This window comes from Acholeplasma oculi (genome assembly GCF_900166985.1).
Lineage (GTDB): Bacteria > Bacillota_I > Bacilli_A > Acholeplasmatales > Acholeplasmataceae > Acholeplasma > Acholeplasma oculi.
Window position 1 is genome coordinate 44,856 of record NZ_FUZK01000002.1, and the last position, 21,437, is coordinate 66,292.

Consider the following 21,437-nt stretch of genomic DNA (forward strand, 5'->3'; position numbering starts at 1 on the left):
TTAACCTAAGATGGATGAAATATCTTTAATTGCTTCATCAGCATGAGGTCCTGAAGCAACAATTTTAACGTTTTCACCTTTAGGTACAGCTAAACTCATTAATCCTAAAATAGATTTTAAGTCAACAACCTTATCTTTGTAATATAATTTAATATCCACAGCATACTTAGAAGCTGTTTGTACAACTTTAGCAGCTAAAGTTGCATGTAGTCCAGCAGTTGAACCAATGATAATTTCTTTTTCCATATTTATCTTCTCCTTTATTAAAACATCGGTGGTGTAGAAATCCATAATATTCTAGCGACACTATTGGATGCATTTTGCAGATAGTGTTCTTTGTTCGCCATATAATAGAATGTCTCACCTTTTTTAACTATAAATCTTTTTTTATTTAAGACCAATGTGACTTGACCTTCAAGCACATAACCAAACTCCTCACCAGGATGTGAGTCATCAATTGTTGATTGACCACCAGGTTTAATCTCAATAATGATCGGTTCCATCTCGTATTTTTGAGCATTTGGAACAATCCATGAAATGGTTGATAAGAGTTCTTGATTCTCTTTTTCGTAAAAATCTTCTTTTGTAAAGACGATTTTTGCATCCTCATCCTCTGGTTTGGAGAAGAATTCATGTGTTTCAACTCCTAATACTTCAAGTATAGCAAATAATGTCTGGATAGATGGAGAGGTCAGATTGTTTTCTAATTGTGAAATGTAGCCTTTAGTTAATTCTAAACGATTAGCAAGTTCTTCTTGAGTGAGATTATTACCTAATCTGAGTGCCCTAATTTTCTTGCCGATGTCAATCATTATTTTTCATCAACCAATTCAATACCTGGTAATAATTTACCTTCTAGGTACTCTAGTGATGCTCCACCACCAGTTGAAATGTGTGAGAATTTTTCTTCTAATCCGAATTTAGCAACCGCAGCAGCAGAATCTCCACCACCAACAATTGTAATTGCTTGTCCATCAAGTGCTGCTAATGCTTCTGCAACGGATTTTGTACCATTTGCAAATTTATCCATTTCAAACACACCTTGAGGTCCATTCCATACAACAGTTTTAGCAGTTTTAATAATCTCTTTAAATCTAGCGACTGTCTTAGGTCCAATATCTAAACCCATTTCATCTGCTGGAATCGCTTCAAAGTCTCTAACGTTTGTTTCAGTATTTGCATCAAATGCTTTACCTGTAACAACATCACTACCAAGTTCAATTTTACCAGCACCTAATACTAATAATTCTTTTGCTAAATCTACTTTGTCTACTTCAACTAAAGATTTCCCAATTTCAAAACCTTGTGCTTTTAAGAATGTAAATGCCATACCGCCACCGATTAACACTTTATCAGCAACTTTAAGTAAGTTTTTAATTACTTCAATTTTATCAGATACTTTTGCACCACCAAGGATTGCAACAAATGGACGTTTAGGATTTTCTAAAGCTCCACCGATAAAATTGATTTCTTTTTCTAATAATAATCCTGCAACAGATTCTTTCATGTTGGATGAAATACCTACGTTGGAAGCATGCGCACGGTGAGCAGTACCAAATGCATCATTTACAAATACATCCCCTAATGATGCCCAGTATTTACCTAACTCTGGATTGTTTTTAGATTCTTTGTTTCCATCTAAATCTTCAAAACGTGTGTTTTCAAACATTAAAATATCAGATGGTTCTAATGATGAAATAGCAGATTCTAAACGTTCGCCTCTTGTTTGATCAACAAACATAACGTCTTTATCGAGTAATTCTGCCAATCTTTGTGCAACAGGTCTCATTGAGTTTGTTGCTTTATCCGCTTCAGTCTTAATACGTCCTAAATGTGAGAAAAGAATTGCTTTTCCACCTTGTTCAACGACATACTTAATTGTTGGTAATGCAGCAACAATTCTTGTATCATCAGAAATTGATCCATCATCGTTTAAAGGAACGTTGAAGTCAACACGTACTAATACTTTTTTGCCTTTTAAGTCTATATCTCTTAATGTCTTTTTAGCCATTTTAAAACTCCTTTTATATTATCGTTTTTCCAAATGATATTATACCATGTTTTTATAAACGTTTCCAATAACTATTGAAGTGAAAGTGTATTCACTCTAAACTTTTTTTATAATTCAAGATCATAAATATAGTTTGGACTAATCTTTGATAGTTTTTAGTCTTAAAATTCACTTTTAATTGATGCGTCTCATCAAAAATAAATATGATTTCATTTTCCAAATATATGATTTCTTCTATCGCGAAAAAATTTATGAAAATGACATCATAAGATTTCATGCAACATGTTGGAAAAAATGACACTGTATCACTCAAAACAATAGGAATTTTGTACTTCATTGAAACGATTTTTTCAACTGATTTTAAATAACCTTCAATTGTTGTTAAATATTTCATACAAATTTTATTTAATGCACCTTTTGCAGATTGAGCAATTTTTCTTCTGTTTGGATAAACATAACCACCATCGGCTTCATTTTTAATATAATAGATCATGATATCACCTTTCTCTAGTCATTATAAGATGTTATAATAAATCTGTATCCAAGAAAGAATAAGGTTTCCAATTATGCTTATAAATGAATTCATAAAGCCAATTAAAGACAAAAAATTGAGAGCTTTATATCAAATTTTAATCGAACATCTCTCATTCATAAAGAATATTGAGACAATGGATCTGCTTAAACAAACTGAAAAAGATGTTCTAGCTTTTTTAAATGGATATACCAACGAACACAAATCCTATAAACAATTAAGAAAAAGTTTTAAAGAATATCCTTTGATACATTTAAAACTGCTTTACAGTTTTATACAATATAAAGTAAATTATCTAAGCAATCCAATGATTCGTTCTCTTGATAATTACTATAAGTATGCTCACGAACAATCCATTATAGGATTTACCTTATATATCCTGAATAACCAACCTAAAGAACATTATGAATCGATTATGACATTATCTAGAATTGATGTTTGTAGTGATCTTTTATTGAATGCTGACCTTTATCTTCAAAAAGGACTTATTCACTTCCCAAAACAATTCATAGATGATTATGGTATCTCGTTAGATTTAAATGGTTACTTTTTAAAAAATACAGCATATATTCAAATGTATGAGTATTTATTTTTTAAAATTAAACAAGATATCGAAAAACTCAATATTTATCTTGAATTAATATATCCTGATTTAAAAGAAATATTCACTAATTATCTAACACAACTCGTTCATACACTCACACAACTTAGAGATAAATACCTTTCAAAAATAAAATCCTAATAAAACAGAAGAATTTGAATTCTTAGAAAAACAGAAGAAAAAAGGAATGCTTATCGCACCCCCTTTGAGACATAGAATTTTTTAGTCACACGAAACACCAGAACAGTTAAGTACACGTTCCGCGTAACAGTAAAACTAAACTTTTTTTTGATAATTATCTAATTGATTGATAATCCAATATATATCCTCTAAAAACTCTTTATCTTTCCAAGAAAAAAACTTGATTCTTTCTTTTCTGTCTATAAAAACCAAAATTGTTGCAATGGTTAAAAACCCCTCATCCCATATTTCTATGAGTTCATTTTTCTTATTGAGTATCGAAATACTAATATACAAATTATTGGATTTAGTACTATCCTTTTCTTTTCCAAAGTCACAAAAAAGTTTAAACCCTAGTGTTTCAACTTTTTTGCTTAAAGAAACATATAAATCATTTTGCTTTAATCTATTCATTTCATTTTGACAATAAAAATTGATAGTTTCAAATATGTTTTCATTCATATTAGTTATACCTTTCTTAATTTAACGCGCCAAGCTCCACCATATCCATCTAGCAATTGTTCCGCTTGTTTTACCTACATAAGGGTTCCATTTTTGTAATTGCCAGTGCCATTCAGGAATACTCTTAATACCTTTTGCGACTTTGTGTCCATGCGTATGAAATGATAGGACATGAGTTTTTCCTGCACCTGTTTGAAATTTCATACCGTAATAATCACCATATTTTCCAAACTTTGAAATAGATTTAATATTAAAGCTATAAGAGATAGATGAAGCAATTGTACCCATAGTTGCAATTGCTGCTATACTTAGCATTAGTCCATTATATAAACCTTCACTCATACCAGTAGAATCTATTATCCAGTTTCCATTACCACTTGCTTCTTGAAACTCAGCAGTTGCAAATGCCCCTGTTCCTAAACCTGCTAATAATGTGCCACCTCCAATTACACCAGTTAAAGTTGCTCCAGTCGCTATTCCACTAACTAGTGCCAGTCCACCGGTAATCAAGGCTGGTATAGCAATCATTGTTAGTCCTATTGCAGTCACGGTATTATTCTTAGTAACAACTCCTCCTACAGTTAACACCATTCCAACTATTGTAACCAAAGATAAAATAGCTAAAATCGGGAAATTACCGCTAGGGTCGGAGTACATCACCGGATTATTCCCACAATAAGCATATAGATTCAGTCCACCAATAGACTCACTATCTAAATATGCTATATGATCGATACTTAACCATCTACCTACTTCAGGGTCATAATATCTTGTTTGACAATAGTATAGATTTGTTTCTTGATCGTAGATATATCCTTTATATAGATATATATTGAATTCAGCTATATCGGATGCTATTGTCGTTTCACTTGAGTTTAGGTATGTTCCAAAGGTGATACTTGGTACACCATATGCATTATAGGAGTACTGTATAATTTGCTTACCGTTTAGGTCCATTATACCATAAATCTCTCCTAGTATGTTTCGTTGATATACATAGTCTTTTCCACTATAATTTAAACCGATAAGCTGGCCATTTTGATCAAAATGATAAAGCATTGTCTTATTGTTATTTAAATCAGTTGATCGTATGACCTGTGTACCATCTACATCATATTTAATATTTACTCCACCACCAGTTTTCTTAACTCTTATACCATTTTCATTATATTGATACTGATAATGACCTAAACTCATTAATTGTGGACCTTGCCACAAGAGTTGATGGTTGGTGTTATCTTTAAATATTTGACTTGGCCAAAACTGATTGTTTGGATCATAGGTGAGTTCATAGTACGTAGTTGTTTGATTGTTTTTACGTCTAGTTATACGATTTAATCTATCTTTAATTGTTTCATCATAAATATAGGTATCTTCATAAGTTACTGCTATACCATTTATTTGAGTCTTTTTTAGAATATTACCATTTTGATCATACAGATATTCATACGCATAATCACATGTCTCATTTCGAATTGGTTCATTTGGATTTGTCATATCTATCGTTACATGATTAACGATCTCCTTAGATAATCTTTTCAGTCCATCATAAACATAATAAACAACTTTAATTGCTTTATTTGATATATCTAAATACTCTTTTTCTACAACATTGAAGTACTCATCATATTTATAATTAACCTTTGTACCAACTGAAGAAGTTTCAGAAACAGGTACTTTACCCAGTTTTATTTTATTCTCGTTGTTTTCGGTATATATCTCATCATGATAACCATAGGTCTTAGTGAATGTGTTTTCTAAACTATATATAATATTTTCTACTGGTCTACCTTTTGAATCAACTTTTGATTCAAACATTATAGGTAGACCCTCTGTATAAAGTTTTTCAAGGTGTTCAGTAGTAAGTGTAATATCCCAAACACTAAACATTTCTATATAACCTTCAAGATGTCTAAATGGATAGTCAGCACCACCTCTTGATCCAATATAAAGAGCCGTATTTGAAAAATCAAATGCATTAACTGTTTGTTGGTGCACTAATTGGTGATTTACATATATCTTAATCTGGTTTTGTTGCCAAACGAAAGTTACCATATGCCATTCACCAGGATTAACTATATAAGTTGTGCCATAGGTTGTTCCTAGTAAACTAAAACGCAATCTTGATGTATAATCCATGAAAAGATTAAATACAACATTGTTTTCTGGACTGATTAAACTAAGTATTGTTCGCGTTGTAGTAAGTGTTGTTTCTTCTGGTTTAATGAATACGTTCATTGTTCCTTGTTGCTTTAAATCTAAAGTATATACCAATTCTGGTCCTTCGTTGTTTTCTTTACTAAAACTAGTATATACATATCTTAATAAATCATCGTCATACTTAAATTGTTTGAGTTTGTAACCATTTTGATTTGGGTTGCTATATTGGTATTTTGAAGGCTTTCTACCTTTTGAACTTAGTGTAGAGCCATTTAAAGAAAATACTTCTGATCCTTCATATAATGAAGCATTGAAATAACTAGTTTGAGTAGCAAGTATATTTTGTGGTTGATTTAAATATCTTTCCCCTTCGAAATACATCAGCCTCAAGCAATTGGTTGTCACATTGCTTGTTCCATACCCCATATAGAGTACGTCTATTACTAAATCTGATAACTCAAAATATTTATTGTCTAAATATATTTGTGTTGGGTTAGATGCTGGATAGTTTCCAATGGATATAAAATCCGCTTGACTTGATTTATAATTCACAGCAAATCTCTCGTCATGATTGTTTACAGTAACAATAGCCTCTGTTTGTGTAAGTCTTAAGCTAATCATAAACCACACGTCTTTATTAACAACAATTTGTGTTAACATTTCATTTGAATTGTGCTTTAATTTAACTCTTAAATTGGTATCTAAATATAAAGCCAATTGACCCATACGTAAAATTTCTTTGTCTTCAAGATTCTCACCACTAACCCTTATCCAACCATAAATGATTTTATTATTGACAAAACCACTTATCCAATCATTTTTACTAAACGTTAAATCACTATACTTTGTTTGGTCAACTCTATTCTTATTAATTTGATTTGCATCCATCACAATACAACTAGATTTATCATTTAGTCGCATAACATTTTGATTTATATCCGATATATATTCAATCGCACTCAAAGCTAAAAGGTTGTTATCAGAATAAATTGTTTTATGTGAATTATTTACTCTTAAGTAGTCATTTAAATACTGAATTGAGATTTTTTCTAAATAACTATTTAAATTGTTTTTCTTAAAATCATAGGAATGATTGTAGTCGTAGGATATTGTTTGATTTTCTGATGAAAATGCTTTTTTGATTATTGAATCTTTATCATCATATGCATATGAAAATACTCCCTTTTCCACACCATTAACTTTGTTGATTTCTTTTATTATTTTTTGGGAATCATCGAAACAAAGCTCTTTTGATTGATTGTTTGGTACATCCGTTACAATAATTAATTGATCGTCTGCATATGAAATATTCACCAAATCATTTTCATTATACTTTTTCTTTATGATTTGACCTTTTTCGTTATATTCATATTTGAATTGATTATTGGAACTACCATATTGATTGCTTAATAAAGTATTTTTTAAATTACCAGTCCCATAGTTCCTGCTTTCTAAGGTTATTCCACCAATACTAACTTCATTTAGTCTATTACCGTTTAAACTACTATCAAATTCATAATGCATCTCGTTTTTGGTATTCAATTTATAAAGGTTTCCATTAACCCCATACTCAAAGATACCACCATCATTATTCTCGTTAAGCTGATATCTATAATTGGTGATTTGATTTTTCATATTATACTTTTTTTGATGAACAATACCACTTGCATCTTGAGTTTGAATTAAACGTCCATATTTATCATATAGAAAATTTTGAGTAAATCCATCACCATCTATAGTCTTTATAACAAGTCCCTTTTCATCGTATTCATATGATGATGTACTTACAAAACCTTCATCTGATGTTGTGGTTTCCTTTATAAGAAGATTGTCCTCGTAAGTACTTTCAACCTTAAATTGTGTGGTTAGATCTCTTATTGATAGAATATTACTATTATCATCATAGGTATAGTCAAATACTCTTCCAGATGCCGTAATCGCCTTAATAATTTTTTCTTTATCATATACATATTCAACAAATTCACCATCCACATTGATTTTTTCAATTTGATTACGTTCATTGAATTCGTATAATTCATTAATTTTTTGTTTATATAATTTTACTTTACCAAGTTTTAAATTATTTTTTCCTTTGTAAGAAAATGCACATGTAATTGATTGATATCTATTTTCACACTTAAAATATCCAGTGATTATTTGCCAATCTTTGATTTTTTTATCAAAATCAAAATATTTCACCTCTTCGCTACCACTTGCATTATGTATTGTGATTTTAAGTTGAGCAGTATCTAGATCAATCATATCCGCTTTAACCCAAGCACTAAAAAACCACTCATCACCGATCTGTCTATCAGATGGAAAAACTTTTGTTTTGAACTCTCTTACTTCATTTTGTCGTCCTTTAAAGTTAACTACCGTATGACCTATAATATCAGGGAAGAAAGTGTTATTTACTAAGAAATCACTTAACTGATTTTCACCAAAACCTTCCCATCCATCTATTAAATTTCCTTGTATCAGTTGATATTCCGATTTTTCTATATCGTTTTTATTTAAATCAATTATCTCTTTTCTTGTAAGTGTTTCATCACCATTTGAAGCCTTATATGATTCAAAAATTCTATGATTTTCACCATCAGTTACTAAAGTTTTTTGCCCTAATTGACTGTAGTAAACTTGATTTGATTTACCCTGTTCATTACTGATTTTAGTATATTTATCTAGTGGATAATATTCAAAGTCATAACTGTTATTTTCTTCTTCTAAACTCCCCATCTGAATGCGTGTTAATTTATTGTTTGTATAGGTGTATAAAACTAAATAATCAGCTAAATTAACAGTTGACAGGTATTTATTTCCATCATATGTAATTGTTTGCTTATCAACTAAGACATCTCCCAATTCATCTTGATTATAGTGTCTAATTTCTTTAAGATAGTATTTGTTTTGGATTTGTTCATATACCATTTGGTATTTTCGATGCCACTTGGGTATTTCGATGCTGTCTATTTTTGTATCAAAAAAACTAATGATTGTGACTTCATCTTCTTTATGAATAATTGCTTGATTTGTATGACTCCAGTCAACTTCAATGATTGGAATGTTCTTGTTTTTAATCCATTCTAATCTGAATATTTTATGTCCAAACATATCGATCTGACCAGCATGAAATAATTTCAAACTAAAACCGTTGGGAAATTTAATTACGACATTATTATCATTGGCCATATTGACTGCATAACTAAAATCTTTTATATTGAAATCAGCTAAATATACAGATGGATCGACCTCTATTCCATATAAACCTTTTAAATCATTCGGGTGTAATGTTCGATAAACATTTTCATTACCTAAATAATCAACTAAAATACTTTGTGTAATATTAGTTTTTATTGTGTAAAATAAACTTGAGAGTAGATTTGATTTGTTTTGATTTATAGTGTTTGAAAGTGCATGAGAAGTATTTCCTATCTCAGGTAGCATATGTAAAAAGTCGCCACTCACGTAATCTATCAAACAATTTCCTCCTTCATTTATACCTAGAACTTCTCTAGTATCTTTTATTGGATCACTAACTGTTACAACCAAACCATCAAAATGACTAGAAGTGTTAAGTTCACCACCATATGCAGACAAATCGCTGTGAACTATATCGGGATTAATCAAATAAAACTTTTCGGATGAATTGTTTGATATTCTCATGTGAATGTGGTTATCGCTAGTTTTTAGTTTGCTTATAACATGATTTGTCAATTCAAATTCAATATATCCAGTATTAGATTCATTAAAATAATTAACATGACTTTTACCTATCAAGTATTGATTTGACTGATTTACTCTTTGATGTGCTTGTGATGTACTTATATTAATATCAAAGGGGTCCTCATATATTAGAGAAAACTCAACATCATTATTAAACTGAGTGTCTGATAAGATTAACAATCTATACTTTGTACTCAATATGTTTTTTTCATTTTTGAAGGTACCAATACTTATCTTTAAAAATAGGTGATTATTTTTGTCTGTTGAAGGTAGTGGATTAATGGAACCAATTGAATTTATTTGATCTCCACTAATGACGTTATGATGATATAAAACACTAGTTGATGAAATTGGTAGTTCTGAATATTTACTTATAATAAATTTACTCATTATTTTTCTCCCTTATATTTGATTAATTGCTTAACAATATCTGAATCTAAATGAAGTACTCTATCTACACGGTTGATACACATAACTCTACGGTTTCCCCTACCAGTAATCAAAATTACATCATTTTCTTTAGCATTTAGTACAGCTTCTCTTATAGCAGTGGTTCTATCAGCAATTTTTTTGACTTTAGAGGCATCTTTGATAAATGATGCCTGATATTCTAATAAATCATTAACATCCATTGCACCATTATCATTTGAAGTTATATAAATATGATCTGCATGATTTTGTGCGTAGTTATACGCAAACTCAACAGCGTATTCCTTCTCACTGATATAGGCTTGATTAGAAAACTCTTGTACCCAAGATTTATATCCCAATCCAGAAGCACCCATCACAACATGAATATGATTAATCTCATTATTGTTTCTATATTTAGAAAGCTGCTCAAGATTTGGAGAAAGTGATCTAGTTACTATAATGGTTTTATTATTGAACTTATAAACTTCATCTACGCCAGGAACATTAAATAATTTTATAAAATTATTAAACTGTTCATAGTCAAATACACCCAGTGTTTCTAATGCTGCCACTACACATGTTAAATTCAATCCATTATGTGGAAATAATAAATTTGTTTCTATTTCGTATGCTTTGTTGCTGGTTTTAATTGTAAATTTCAAACCGTTAATCGTGTCAAAAGTTTGTCCTGCTGTTAACAAATAATCAATCTTTGATGGGTTAATACCTCGCTTGTTCATCACATAATTTGACATGAATGTAACTTTTTTATTTGCGTTAATATCGTACAAATCATCAAAAAGTACCTTGTCATCTACTCCAAATATACATATAGTATTATCCTCATTATTGATTTCTTGAAAAAATTTCTTCTTAATTTCAACATAATTAGAATAAAAAAACTTATTGTGTGTTGGATTAATGTTTGTGATGATTCTTAAATCAAATGGTATTTCTTTAGTCAAACCTTTTTCAATCGCACGCTCATTTACTTCTAACACTAAATAATCTGCATTATATGCATATGCTTCCTCAATAGCATTTAAAAGCATTTGCTCATCAATTAATGGATTTTCTACTGCTTCATCTGGCTTTTTAAAGGATGAGGGTGAATCAATAGATACACTAGAGTATAACACTGATTTAAAACCTTTAAATTTCAAAAAATTATGGATAATATATGCGACACTTGATTTTCCATGGCTACCTGTTACACCAATCAATTTAATCTCTTTACCATTGTCTTCTAATGTTTTTATTTCGATATTATCATTCAAAAAAACATCTTTAAATATCGAATTTAATTTTCTTATGTCTCCAATTTTCTTTTCGCCAAACGTATGTTCAAAACTTTTTGTTGGATGAACTGTGTTAAATTGTCTCAATTTGCTTCTTAAATTATCTAATTTCATTATTAATCTCCTGTTGGTTGTGAACTTGAGTGAACAATTAGTATTCCAAATTTAATTATTCCTATTTGATGAATGAGTGCTTGTTCTTTATATATTTTAAATTCAGGTTCAAAAATTGTAGTTTGACCAGGACTGTTCACTAAACCAACCACATGAAAGCTTACCTTATTAATTATCTTCCCTGAAGAATCTCTAACATGTGTGATACTTGGTTCAATTGTATAACCTTGATAGTTAGTAGTTTTTAGGTAAATTTCTTTATTGGAATATATATAAAATGGGCGATTCGCCATCATATGTTGACTATGATCAACTCCTGTTTCCATAACTGCCGTTTGATAAAAGTCTAATTCATATATATCCGCATAGTAATCATATGGTCCTGAAGCAATAACCTCAGTTACCACTTGATTATTTGAATCTAACCAATCACTTATGAATAGGTACGATACATCATTAGTAATTGGATCTATTTTATAGTGTTCTTCACCATTGAGCGTAGGTACAAATATTCTTTCATTTATTCTGCATCTTACTGCTTTGTAAATCAAACCCTCACTGTCTATAAAGTTTATAACTGCATATTTTTTATTTGGTTCATTAAAGAAAAATCCCATTTCCATTCTCCATTCTGTTTTTTCTATTCATTTATGATCATTAATATATGTTCTAAACGGACTCTTTACACCTGATTCTAAGTCGTTTTTTTCAGCTTCCAAACTAGATGTTTTTATTGTTTGATCCTCAGTTTTAAAATAATTTATGTTTTTTGTTAATTGAATTAAATTCAATATTTTCCCATGTATCTCATCATACTTAAAATCAATTTTTAACTCTTGAGCAAAGTGTTTTAGTCTATCTAGTACAAATGATTCTTTAGTATTTCCATCTACCATAAACTGCTCAGCTAATATCATTAATCGTTCTAATTCTGATTCTAATAATTTTGAGTCATTCATGATTTTTAATTCCTTAACTCTCTTAATATATTTCACAACATACGTTATACTCGATACTAGAAAGATGATAATCGTTGAAGCATAACTTAAAATCATTTCAATTTGGTTCATCTTAATTCTCCATATCTCTTAATATTTTTGATATTTTTTCTTGTGTCAAAATTATTAGAATCTCATTTTTCTTAATACTTTTGTAAATTTTTTTATTATAGTGACTCGAGTTGTCAAAACACTCAAATAAATAAACACCTTGTTGAACTAAAGTTCTAGATAGAAGTTGTCCATTCTCTTCTAAACGCTTACTATCGTTCATAATATAAGTGTATTTACTCTTTTTTAACTCTAACATATCCTGACTTTCCGACCAAGTCTTTAAGCTGTGATGCATTGGTTCATTCATCATAATCATCAGTTTATAGTTATAGCTTTTTGTTGTTCGAACTATGGCATCTATCAAATCTCTAAAATTATTTGATCTCTTATCCACAATCATCGTTCTTCTATTTCTAAAGTTAATACTTTGTATATGGCCATCCACTTGAATATTTCTAATTACTATTTGAATTTTTCTTACATTCAATAGTTCCATTGACTCTAATACAGCTATAGCACAAAGAATGTTTTCCGCATGTAGACTGGTGATCAAACTTGTTCTTAGAATTTGATTACCGTATTCTATTTTGAGACCATCTATTGTATCTGAAGAAATCTTTAGTTTATAGTCAGAGGTATTATCTATACCAAAAGTTTTTATATTTTCCGCAACTAAGTGTGTTTGATTCATACAATTTGAGTTCACTATAATTTGACTACAATTATTTATAAACTTCTTTAAAAGGATATTCAATTGACCTATAGTTACATTATCAACTGCTTTATTTTTATAATAATTTGTTATCAGTAATACCTCACATTCAATCATTTCAAGCAAGTTTAGATGTTTAAATGATGTCTCTAATATTACTACCTGTATCCCTTCTAATTTATCCTTATCTATAATGTCTTGAATATTTTTTGGATTGTCCACCTCAATTATTTCTTCAAGTTTATACAGCTTAGTCCTATGTCTTATTTTTTTAAAATAATCAAACAATATTTTTGTTACAGATTTTTTTCCATATGATCCTGTGATAACAATAACTTTCAACCCTTAATCCTCCCAAGTACTATATTTTTAATAATAATTTTGTTTACAAACAACGAAGTTTATACACTCTACCTTTTATACGACAAAAACACTAAAAAGTTCTACCTACAAGAACTGTTTTAGCGTTATTTCTATATCTTCATTTAAATTGAACCTTATAACTTCATTGAAGGAAGTAATGGTATTACTAATATTTAATACGCTTACTATAAATATTGCATTAATTGCGTTGATTATCATAAAATCCCCATCAAGTACGACTTAACTGGATTTTAACATTGTATTAATACATCTTATCGGTAAATTTATTACCGATTAAATTTCTTTTTTTTGTGATATATCACTTATTTTTTTCATGAATTTTTCATATTTTTTTCTATAGTTGTATAGTGTTTTTATATCCAGTCCATATCTTTGACTGATCTCATCAAAGCAATCATATGTTTTATCAATGTATAGAATACAAAATATTTTATGATGTATTGTACCATTATCAACATCATACAATTCATAGTATAATGAAACTATTTCAAGTATCTGTACATTTTCATTCTTCAATATTGGTAAAAAATCCTTGATTTTTATATATTATTCTTGCAATTTATCCTCCTAATAGATTAACCAATACCTCCAACAATATGTTTTTCTCTCATATAAACGTTTTCACATTGAGTTCAATATTTAAATAAATTGCGTAAATCTTCTATTCATTAAAAGAAATTTCAAGGACATTAATTCGTAATTCTTAGAAGTTCAATAAGTATTTTGGAATTCCATGAAGTTATTCTTTGTTGATTACATTGTTAATGATAAAAAATTTAAAACAAAACTATATGAACAAATACTCCGGTACAGCAAACAAAAAAAGTAGACCTTTATTAATGTCTACTTTTTTGGGGTTCACATCATTGAATTCTTCTTTTTCATCTATTTGTATAAATTAACCGATGGAACCTTCCATTTCAAGTTTAATCAATTGATTTAACTCAACTGCATATTCCATTGGAAGTTCTTTTGCGAAAGGCTCAATAAAGCCCATAACAATCATTTCTGTTGCTTCTGCTTCACTTAATCCACGACTCATTAGATAAAATAATTGTTCTTCTGAAATCTTAGATACAGTCGCCTCATGTTGTAAGAAAACATCTGAGTTTTTAATCACATTAATTGGAATTGTATCGGATGTAGATATATCATCTAAAATAATTGTGTCACATTCAATATTGGATTTACTACCTTTAGCACGTTTACCAAAAGAAACTTTTCCACGGTAATTTACTTTTCCACCACCACGAGATATAGACTTAGAAATAATATTGGATGTTGTATTAGGTGCTACGTGAATCATTCTAGCACCTGCATCTTGCCACTGGTTTTTACCAGCAAAAGCAATTGATATCGTTGTACCCTTTGCATATTCTCCTAAAAGAATACAAGATGGATATTTCATATTCACGTTCGATCCAATATTTCCATCAATCCACTCCATATGTCCATTTTCATAGACATGTGCACGTTTGGTAACTAGGTTAATTACATTATTACTCCAGTTTTGAATGGTTGTATAACGACATGTTGCATCTTTTTTAACAATAATTTCAACGTTTGCAACATGTAGTGAATCCTTTTGATAGATTGGAGCGGTACATCCTTCAACATAGTTGACATATGCACCTTCATCCACAACAATTAATGTTCTTTCAAATTGACCCATTTGATCGGAATTGATTCTAAAATATGATTGAAGCGGTTTCGTTACTTTGACACCTTTAGGTACATAAATAAATGAACCTCCACTCCAAACAGCACTATTTAGTGCCGCATATTTATTATCATTACTTGGTACAACCGTTCCAAAATATTCTTTTACAAGTTCAGGATACTCTCTTAATGCAGTGTCTGTGTCCACATAAATTACACCTAAGTTTTCTAATTCTTTTTGTGTACTATGATATACAACTTCTGATTCAAACTGTGTTGTGACACCTGCTAAGTAATTTCTTTCTGCTTGTGGAATTCCTAAACGTTCAAACGTATCTTTAATTTCTTTAGGAACATCATCCCATGAGTTCATTGCACGGTCTGTTGCACGAATATAGTATGTAAATGAATCAAAATCAATAAAACTTAAATCGGGTCCCCATGTAGGATTTTTCAAGTTCATAAAGTTTTGATATGCCTTAACTCTATACTCTGTCATCCAAGCTGGTTCATTTTTAATTTTAGAGATTTCTCTTACGATATCTTCATTAATACCTTTACCCATATCAAATACAGGTTTTGATTCGGTTTTAAATCCAAATTGATAATCGCCTACGATTTCATCAATTTTCTTTTTATTATCATCCATGATGTGTATCTCCTTTCAAAGGGAGTAACCCTTTTTCATAAGCTTTCCATGCAAGTGTTGCACATTTTATTCTTGCTGGAAACTGGTGAACAGATTGGAATGCAAGTACATCCCCATCCATTAATTGTTGATCAAAGGGTTCACCTTTAATCATTTCATAAAATTCAAGAATCGTTTCTAATGCTTTATCAATGGTTAAGCCAATTAATGTGGATGCTGCAACACTTGCTGATGCACAGCAAATACTACATCCTTTTCCTTGTTGTCTTAAATCTTTAATGACGCCATTTTCAACGAGTAGTTGTACGATTAAATCATCTCCACACGTTGGGTTATTCAATTGTACAGTTAAATATGTCTCATCATTAAGTAAACCCTTATGTTTTGGGTATTTATAGTGATCCATAATCACTTCTCTATAAAGCGTCTTTAAGTCCATATGATTTTCCTTTAAATGTTTTTGAAAAAATTTCTTGTTTCTAGTATTGCATCAATTAAGATGTTGCAATCCTCTATTGAGTTATAACAACTAAATGATGCACGGTTTGTTGCATCTTGATTTAAATACTTCATTGTTAATTGATTACAATGATGTCCTGCCCTAACAGCAACTTCATATTGGTCTAAGAAGCTTGCTGTATCATGTGGATGAACACCTTCAATATTAAATGTAAGTAAAGTGCTATTTTCAGCTTGATTATAAATTTCAATAAATGGTTCATTTTTAAGTTTATCTAAACAATAGTTTCTTAAATAAAGTGCATGTTGATATAACTTCTTTTGTCCCACTTTTTCAATAAATTTGATGGCTTCACTTAAACCAATCACTTCAGCAATCGGTGGTGTTCCAGATTCAAATTTATACGGAGGTGCTTTAAATGTGGATTTAGGTAAAATTACTTTATCCACCATTTCACCACCAAATTCTGCAGGTTTAATAAGTTCAAGTAGTTTATATTTTCCATATAAAACACCTACTCCATTTGGCCCATACATTTTATGCCCGCTAAAAGCAACAAAATCTACATCTAAATTTGCTACATTAAGCTTTTTATATGCAATACTTTGTGCAGCATCTAAAACGACATAAGCACCTACTTTATGCGAGAGTTCAATCATCTTTTCTATAGGTGTTATATACCCCATAACATTGGATATATGATGGGTAATGACTAATCTTGTTCGACTGGACAATACTTTTTTGAAGTTGGGAATTGTAATTTTTCCATCTTCTGGTGTAATCCATTTAACAATTAAACCTTGTTCAGTTGCAAGTTCTAACCATGGTAGTAAATTGGAATGATGTTCTAAACCAGATAAAACAATCTCATCACCTTTTTGAAGTAAATCTTTTAAACCTCTAGCAAGCATATTTAATGCATGTGTTGTTGATTTTGTAAAGATAACTTCTTCTAGATTTGAACCGATAAATCTAGCAACATCCGTTCTTCCTTTTTCATATAAATCTGTTGCTTCCTGAGCTAAGCTATATACACCTCTATGGACATTTGTACCATTATAAGATAAATAATCAGTCATAGCCTTAACAACATTTTTATGTTTTAACGATGAAGCTGCAGAATCAAAAAACCTAAGATTAGGATACTTCTTATATACTAAAAATTGTTTTCTAATTGCTTCAACGTTTATCATGTTTATATTCTCTCGTTTACTAGTTTAATAACATTTTCTTTAATTAACTCATCATCAATTTCATCAATAACAGGTCTTAAATATCCGTTAATAACGAGTCTTTGTGCCTCATCTAGTGATAAACCACGACTCATTAAATAATATAATACATCCTCTTCAATTTTACCAACAGTTGCCGCATGACCTGCTTTAACATCAAATTCATCAATAATCAATATTGGATTGACATCAATTTGTGCTAAATCATTGGTAATAACACCTTTGAGTGTTTGGAAAGCACTAGAGCCTTTCATACCTGCCTCAATTTGACCTACACCATTGATTTTAACGATTCCATTGGAACCTGCAATCCCGATATTTGTCATTTCAGCGCTTGTATTTTTAGCATAATGCGTCATATGAACATCTAAACTTTGTTGATGATCTTTTGAAGATACAGCAATTGTTCTTACCCTTAGGGATGCACCTTGACCATTTAAATCTAAAAAGAGTTTAGCATTTAAATCATCATTAATAAAGCCACCGATAAATTCCATTTCTGAATCATTTAAACTGGATGATTTAAAATCCAGTGTAGATGATTTAGATTTTATCTCAGTAATTAGTAGAAACTTAACATGACTACCTGTTTTATTTTCAAGTGATACTTGATAATTTGCAGGTGATTCTAAGCTATCTATGATTTCAAGGATAACCTTAGCTTCAGAAAAATTATCAAATACGATATGGAGTGATTCCACACGTTCGTTATGTACTTTAATTGTTAAAGTATCTTCTAATTTTGTGTTTTTAGTAATCGTTAATGTGTCACCACTGATGGTGACACCATTTGGTAATGGTTGATGGATTTCTTTATTTTTGGAGAAATGGATCATGCTCATAAGTTTTCTTTACCAACTTCAAAGTCAATGCCTAATTCTTCTTTAATCCATTCATAACCAGATTGATCAATCTTTTCAATCAATTCATGGTTACCTGTTAATACGATTTTTCCATCAATCATGATATGTACGTGTGTTGGTTTAATGTAATCTAATATACGTTGATAGTGTGTAATTAAAATACATCCAAAATCTTTTGAGATCATTTGATTTACATTTTCACCAACAATTCTTAATGCATCAATATCAAGTCCTGAATCAATTTCATCAAGAATAGCAATTTTTGGTTTTAAAGTCTTTAACTGTAAAATCTCATTTCTTTTTCTTTCACCACCAGAAAAACCTTCATTTAAATATCTGTGTGGTAAGTCTTCACGCATTTTTAAATCTTCTGCATTTTTTTCATATTCCATAATGAACTTAATTAGTGGTACATCTTTACCAGAAACAGCTTTTAATGCACTTCTCATAAAATCTGAGTTTGTAACACCAGATACCTCTTGTGGGTATTGCATCGCTAAAAATAGACCTGCTTTGGCACGCTCATCAACTTCAAGTTCTAAAAGGTTTGATTCATCTAGAAATGCTGTCCCTTCAGTTACTTCATATTTAGGATGTCCCATGAGTGCAGATGCTAATGTAGATTTACCTGTTCCATTAGGTCCCATAATTGCATGCACTTCACCTGTTTTAACAACAAGATTCACACCCTTTAGGATTTCTTTATCCTCAATTGATACATGTAAATTATTAATAGATAATGTTGACATAGTTGCTCCTTTTATATTTTTATCAAAGTCATTATAACAAATAATGACGTTCTTTATAAGTAAATGGCTTTATGTAATAAAGATGTAGGGTCTATTGCTTGAATTCCACTGAGAACTCCATGAACTTGGTATATCATTTCCCACAATTTCTATATTTAGTACCGTACATCCTACAAATGTTTGATATCCCACAAATGTAATATCAGATGATAATTTGACATATTCTAATGCCCTGTTATGGGCAAAAGCAAAATCTCCAATAGAGGTGACTTGACTTAAATCACTGATTGTTTGTAATTTGTAATTATTTAAAAATGCACTTGAACCAATCGTTTCTATACCTGTACCCAAATCAATGGATTCAAGGTTTGTTGCATTAAAGAAAGCAAACTCATCTACAACCGTAACTGTGTCTGGTAGTATCAGATGTTTAAGACCTTTATTCTCTCTAAAAGCATTTTTACCAATACGTGTAAGTTGGTTAGGAAGTGTAATTGTATCCAGTAAATTAGCCTCAGCAAATAAATTATCGCTAATAACTGTTAGTGAGTTTGGTAGAATGATTTCTTTTAATGCATCATTATTATAAAATGCACGTCCACCTAAAAAAGTAACACCTTCAGGAATATTGATTTCTTCAAGACTTCTAGCTTCTTCAAATGCTTGAGAGCCAATTGTTACAACAGTTGAAGGAATTGAAATATTTTCTATTTTGGTTAAACCCATAAAAGCTTGATTACCAATTCTTATTAATCCTTCAGGTAATTCTACCGATGTAATGTTACTTGAATCTCTTAACATTTCATCCGATAAATCAAGTATATTACTTGGAAATACAATTTCAGTTAACCCTAAATTGTTTGATAATGCACCTTCTCCAATCCATCCAATTTGATCGTGTAAATCAATGGATGTTAAGGCATGCATTCCACTAAAAGCTTCATTCCCAATTTCAGTGATAAAACTTGGAACTTCATAGTGTTGGATGGCATAATTACCTCGGAAGGTTTCATCTGGAATTTTATGTATTTGGTTTGAAAATTGAACTTCAGTTAAGCTAAATGTATTAACAAATACACCACGACCCAAGTAAACGACTGAATCAGGCATCTCAAGTGATTCAATTGTTGAATTTGCAAATGCATGATCCCCAATGGATAAAAGTCCTAATGGGAGTTCAATTTGTTCTAAGTTGACAGTACCTGAAAAAGCATTTCTTTCAATGTGTGTTAATCCACTCGGTAATGTAATGTTTTTAATTCTAGATCCTGCAAATAATCCCTCTGGAATATGCGTAAACGTATGAGGCACAACAAAGTCCTCAATATCCGTATATGCAAATACCCCTTCGGATAATAAAATGGAATCCGGTAAATCAATGGATTTTAAAGAACTATTATAAAAAGCATAGGATTTAATATATTGAACGCCTGGATGTACATATAAGTGATCCAGTGGGTAACCTCTAAATGCTTGTGAACCAATACCAACAACTGGACGGTTATTTAACTTTAAAGGAATCTCATGAATTGTTGTTGGAATTCTCACACCTGTAATTTCAACCCCACCCTCAACTTCTTTAAATGTAAATGTTTTATCAGGTGTTGGAATCATGTAAGTTATAATCGATAAGAATAAAACCACTACACCTGATAAAATAACCGATAAATTCATCCTTTTTTTATCGGAAATCATCATGATGATACCCGCAATTAAAACAAAGAATCCAATGACTGTTAAGAGTGTGAGTGGCAGTGTTGTAATACCAAATAAATACGGTATGATTGCAGTCATTGGTAATAAAATGAGTGCAGATACAAAGAAGATGGATAAATTTAGAATATTTGCATAACCTGTTTTGATCCAGTACTTCTTAAAATCTTTAATAGTTACAATGACTAATACCAAACCAAACGATAAAAAACCAAACCAAATTTGGTTTTCTAAAATACTTATAGTTAAAGATAGAATTAAACCAATTGCAAAAATCCACACTGAATTTAGGCTGAAATTGGCATATTTTAGTTTATCTTTTGAAATATGATGTCCTTCACTTGCTGCTTTTTGATATAACTGATATGCTTTTTGATAATCTTTTTTTACATCTGTCCCAAATTCATATTTAAGACCTTCTTTGTAATAAAGGTTATCCTGTATTGATTTAATTTTATCGAAAAATTCCATG

17 protein-coding genes are annotated in these 21,437 nt (G+C 30.3%); 1 reads left to right on the forward strand and 16 read right to left on the reverse strand.

Features of this window, described 5'->3' with window-relative positions; all coding sequences use genetic code 11:
* The 4 genes from B5X49_RS04355 to B5X49_RS04370 all read right to left on the reverse strand — a co-directional run bounded on the left by B5X49_RS04355 (position 1) and on the right by B5X49_RS04370 (position 2,504).
* The gene (locus tag B5X49_RS04355; protein ID WP_045748923.1) at positions 1–246 is read right to left on the reverse strand and encodes an HPr family phosphocarrier protein; all 246 of its coding nucleotides are present in this window, start codon (positions 244–246) and stop codon (positions 1–3) included.
* A gap of 17 nt (positions 247–263) precedes the next feature.
* Complete coding sequence (locus B5X49_RS04360) at positions 264–809, reverse strand: cupin domain-containing protein (RefSeq protein ID WP_045749981.1); 546 nt, start codon at positions 807–809, stop codon at positions 264–266.
* Between the two features lie 2 nt (positions 810–811).
* Complete coding sequence (locus B5X49_RS04365; RefSeq protein WP_045748922.1) at positions 812–2,011, reverse strand: phosphoglycerate kinase; 1,200 nt, start codon at positions 2,009–2,011, stop codon at positions 812–814.
* Positions 2,012–2,102: 91 nt separating this feature from the next.
* Positions 2,103–2,504: a competence protein ComK gene (locus B5X49_RS04370; RefSeq protein ID WP_045748921.1), complete on the reverse strand. Its 402-nt coding sequence runs from the start codon at positions 2,502–2,504 to the stop codon at positions 2,103–2,105.
* 73 nt (positions 2,505–2,577) lie between these two features.
* On the opposite strand from B5X49_RS04370, the gene B5X49_RS04375 reads away from it, so the two are divergent.
* Complete coding sequence (locus B5X49_RS04375; protein WP_045748920.1) at positions 2,578–3,285, forward strand: hypothetical protein; 708 nt, start codon at positions 2,578–2,580, stop codon at positions 3,283–3,285.
* A 135-nt stretch (positions 3,286–3,420) separates the two neighbouring features.
* On the opposite strand, the gene B5X49_RS04380 is transcribed toward B5X49_RS04375, so the two are convergent.
* The 12 genes from B5X49_RS04380 to B5X49_RS04440 all read right to left on the reverse strand — a co-directional run bounded on the left by B5X49_RS04380 (position 3,421) and on the right by B5X49_RS04440 (position 21,436).
* Positions 3,421–3,738 carry a hypothetical protein gene (locus tag B5X49_RS04380; protein WP_143228542.1) on the reverse strand — a complete coding sequence of 106 codons (318 nt, stop codon included), beginning with the start codon at positions 3,736–3,738 and terminating at the stop codon, positions 3,421–3,423.
* A gap of 69 nt (positions 3,739–3,807) precedes the next feature.
* A complete protein-coding gene (locus tag B5X49_RS04385; RefSeq protein WP_045748918.1) occupies positions 3,808–10,059 on the reverse strand; it encodes an RHS repeat-associated core domain-containing protein in 6,252 nt (2,083 codons plus the stop codon).
* The gene (locus B5X49_RS04390) at positions 10,059–11,492 is read right to left on the reverse strand and encodes a Mur ligase family protein (protein WP_045748917.1); all 1,434 of its coding nucleotides are present in this window, start codon (positions 11,490–11,492) and stop codon (positions 10,059–10,061) included. The genes B5X49_RS04385 and B5X49_RS04390 overlap by 1 nt, the downstream gene beginning before the upstream one ends.
* A gap of 2 nt (positions 11,493–11,494) precedes the next feature.
* Positions 11,495–12,109 carry a hypothetical protein gene (locus tag B5X49_RS04395; RefSeq protein WP_045748916.1) on the reverse strand — a complete coding sequence of 205 codons (615 nt, stop codon included), beginning with the start codon at positions 12,107–12,109 and terminating at the stop codon, positions 11,495–11,497.
* Between the two features lie 27 nt (positions 12,110–12,136).
* On the reverse strand, positions 12,137–12,562 hold the full coding sequence (locus B5X49_RS04400; protein WP_045748915.1) for a hypothetical protein: 426 nt from the start codon (positions 12,560–12,562) through the stop codon (positions 12,137–12,139).
* A 1-nt stretch (position 12,563) separates the two neighbouring features.
* Positions 12,564–13,598: a Mur ligase family protein gene (locus tag B5X49_RS04405; protein WP_045748914.1), complete on the reverse strand. Its 1,035-nt coding sequence runs from the start codon at positions 13,596–13,598 to the stop codon at positions 12,564–12,566.
* 940 nt (positions 13,599–14,538) lie between these two features.
* On the reverse strand, positions 14,539–15,948 hold the full coding sequence (gene sufB, locus B5X49_RS04415) for a Fe-S cluster assembly protein SufB (RefSeq protein WP_045748912.1): 1,410 nt from the start codon (positions 15,946–15,948) through the stop codon (positions 14,539–14,541).
* Positions 15,941–16,387, reverse strand: a complete 447-nt coding sequence (gene sufU, locus B5X49_RS04420; RefSeq protein ID WP_045748911.1) for a Fe-S cluster assembly sulfur transfer protein SufU — start codon at positions 16,385–16,387, stop codon at positions 15,941–15,943. Before sufU ends, sufB begins: the two co-directional genes overlap by 8 nt.
* 11 nt (positions 16,388–16,398) lie before the next feature.
* Positions 16,399–17,601: an aminotransferase class V-fold PLP-dependent enzyme gene (locus B5X49_RS04425; RefSeq protein WP_052669897.1), complete on the reverse strand. Its 1,203-nt coding sequence runs from the start codon at positions 17,599–17,601 to the stop codon at positions 16,399–16,401.
* 2 nt (positions 17,602–17,603) lie between these two features.
* The gene (locus B5X49_RS04430) at positions 17,604–18,476 is read right to left on the reverse strand and encodes a SufD family Fe-S cluster assembly protein (RefSeq protein ID WP_159444485.1); all 873 of its coding nucleotides are present in this window, start codon (positions 18,474–18,476) and stop codon (positions 17,604–17,606) included.
* 2 nt (positions 18,477–18,478) lie between these two features.
* A complete protein-coding gene (gene sufC, locus B5X49_RS04435) occupies positions 18,479–19,252 on the reverse strand; it encodes a Fe-S cluster assembly ATPase SufC (RefSeq protein ID WP_045748909.1) in 774 nt (257 codons plus the stop codon).
* 69 nt (positions 19,253–19,321) lie between these two features.
* Positions 19,322–21,436, reverse strand: coding sequence for a leucine-rich repeat protein (locus tag B5X49_RS04440; protein ID WP_045748908.1), 2,115 nt, complete (start codon positions 21,434–21,436; stop codon positions 19,322–19,324).
* Position 21,437: the final 1 nt, after the last annotated feature.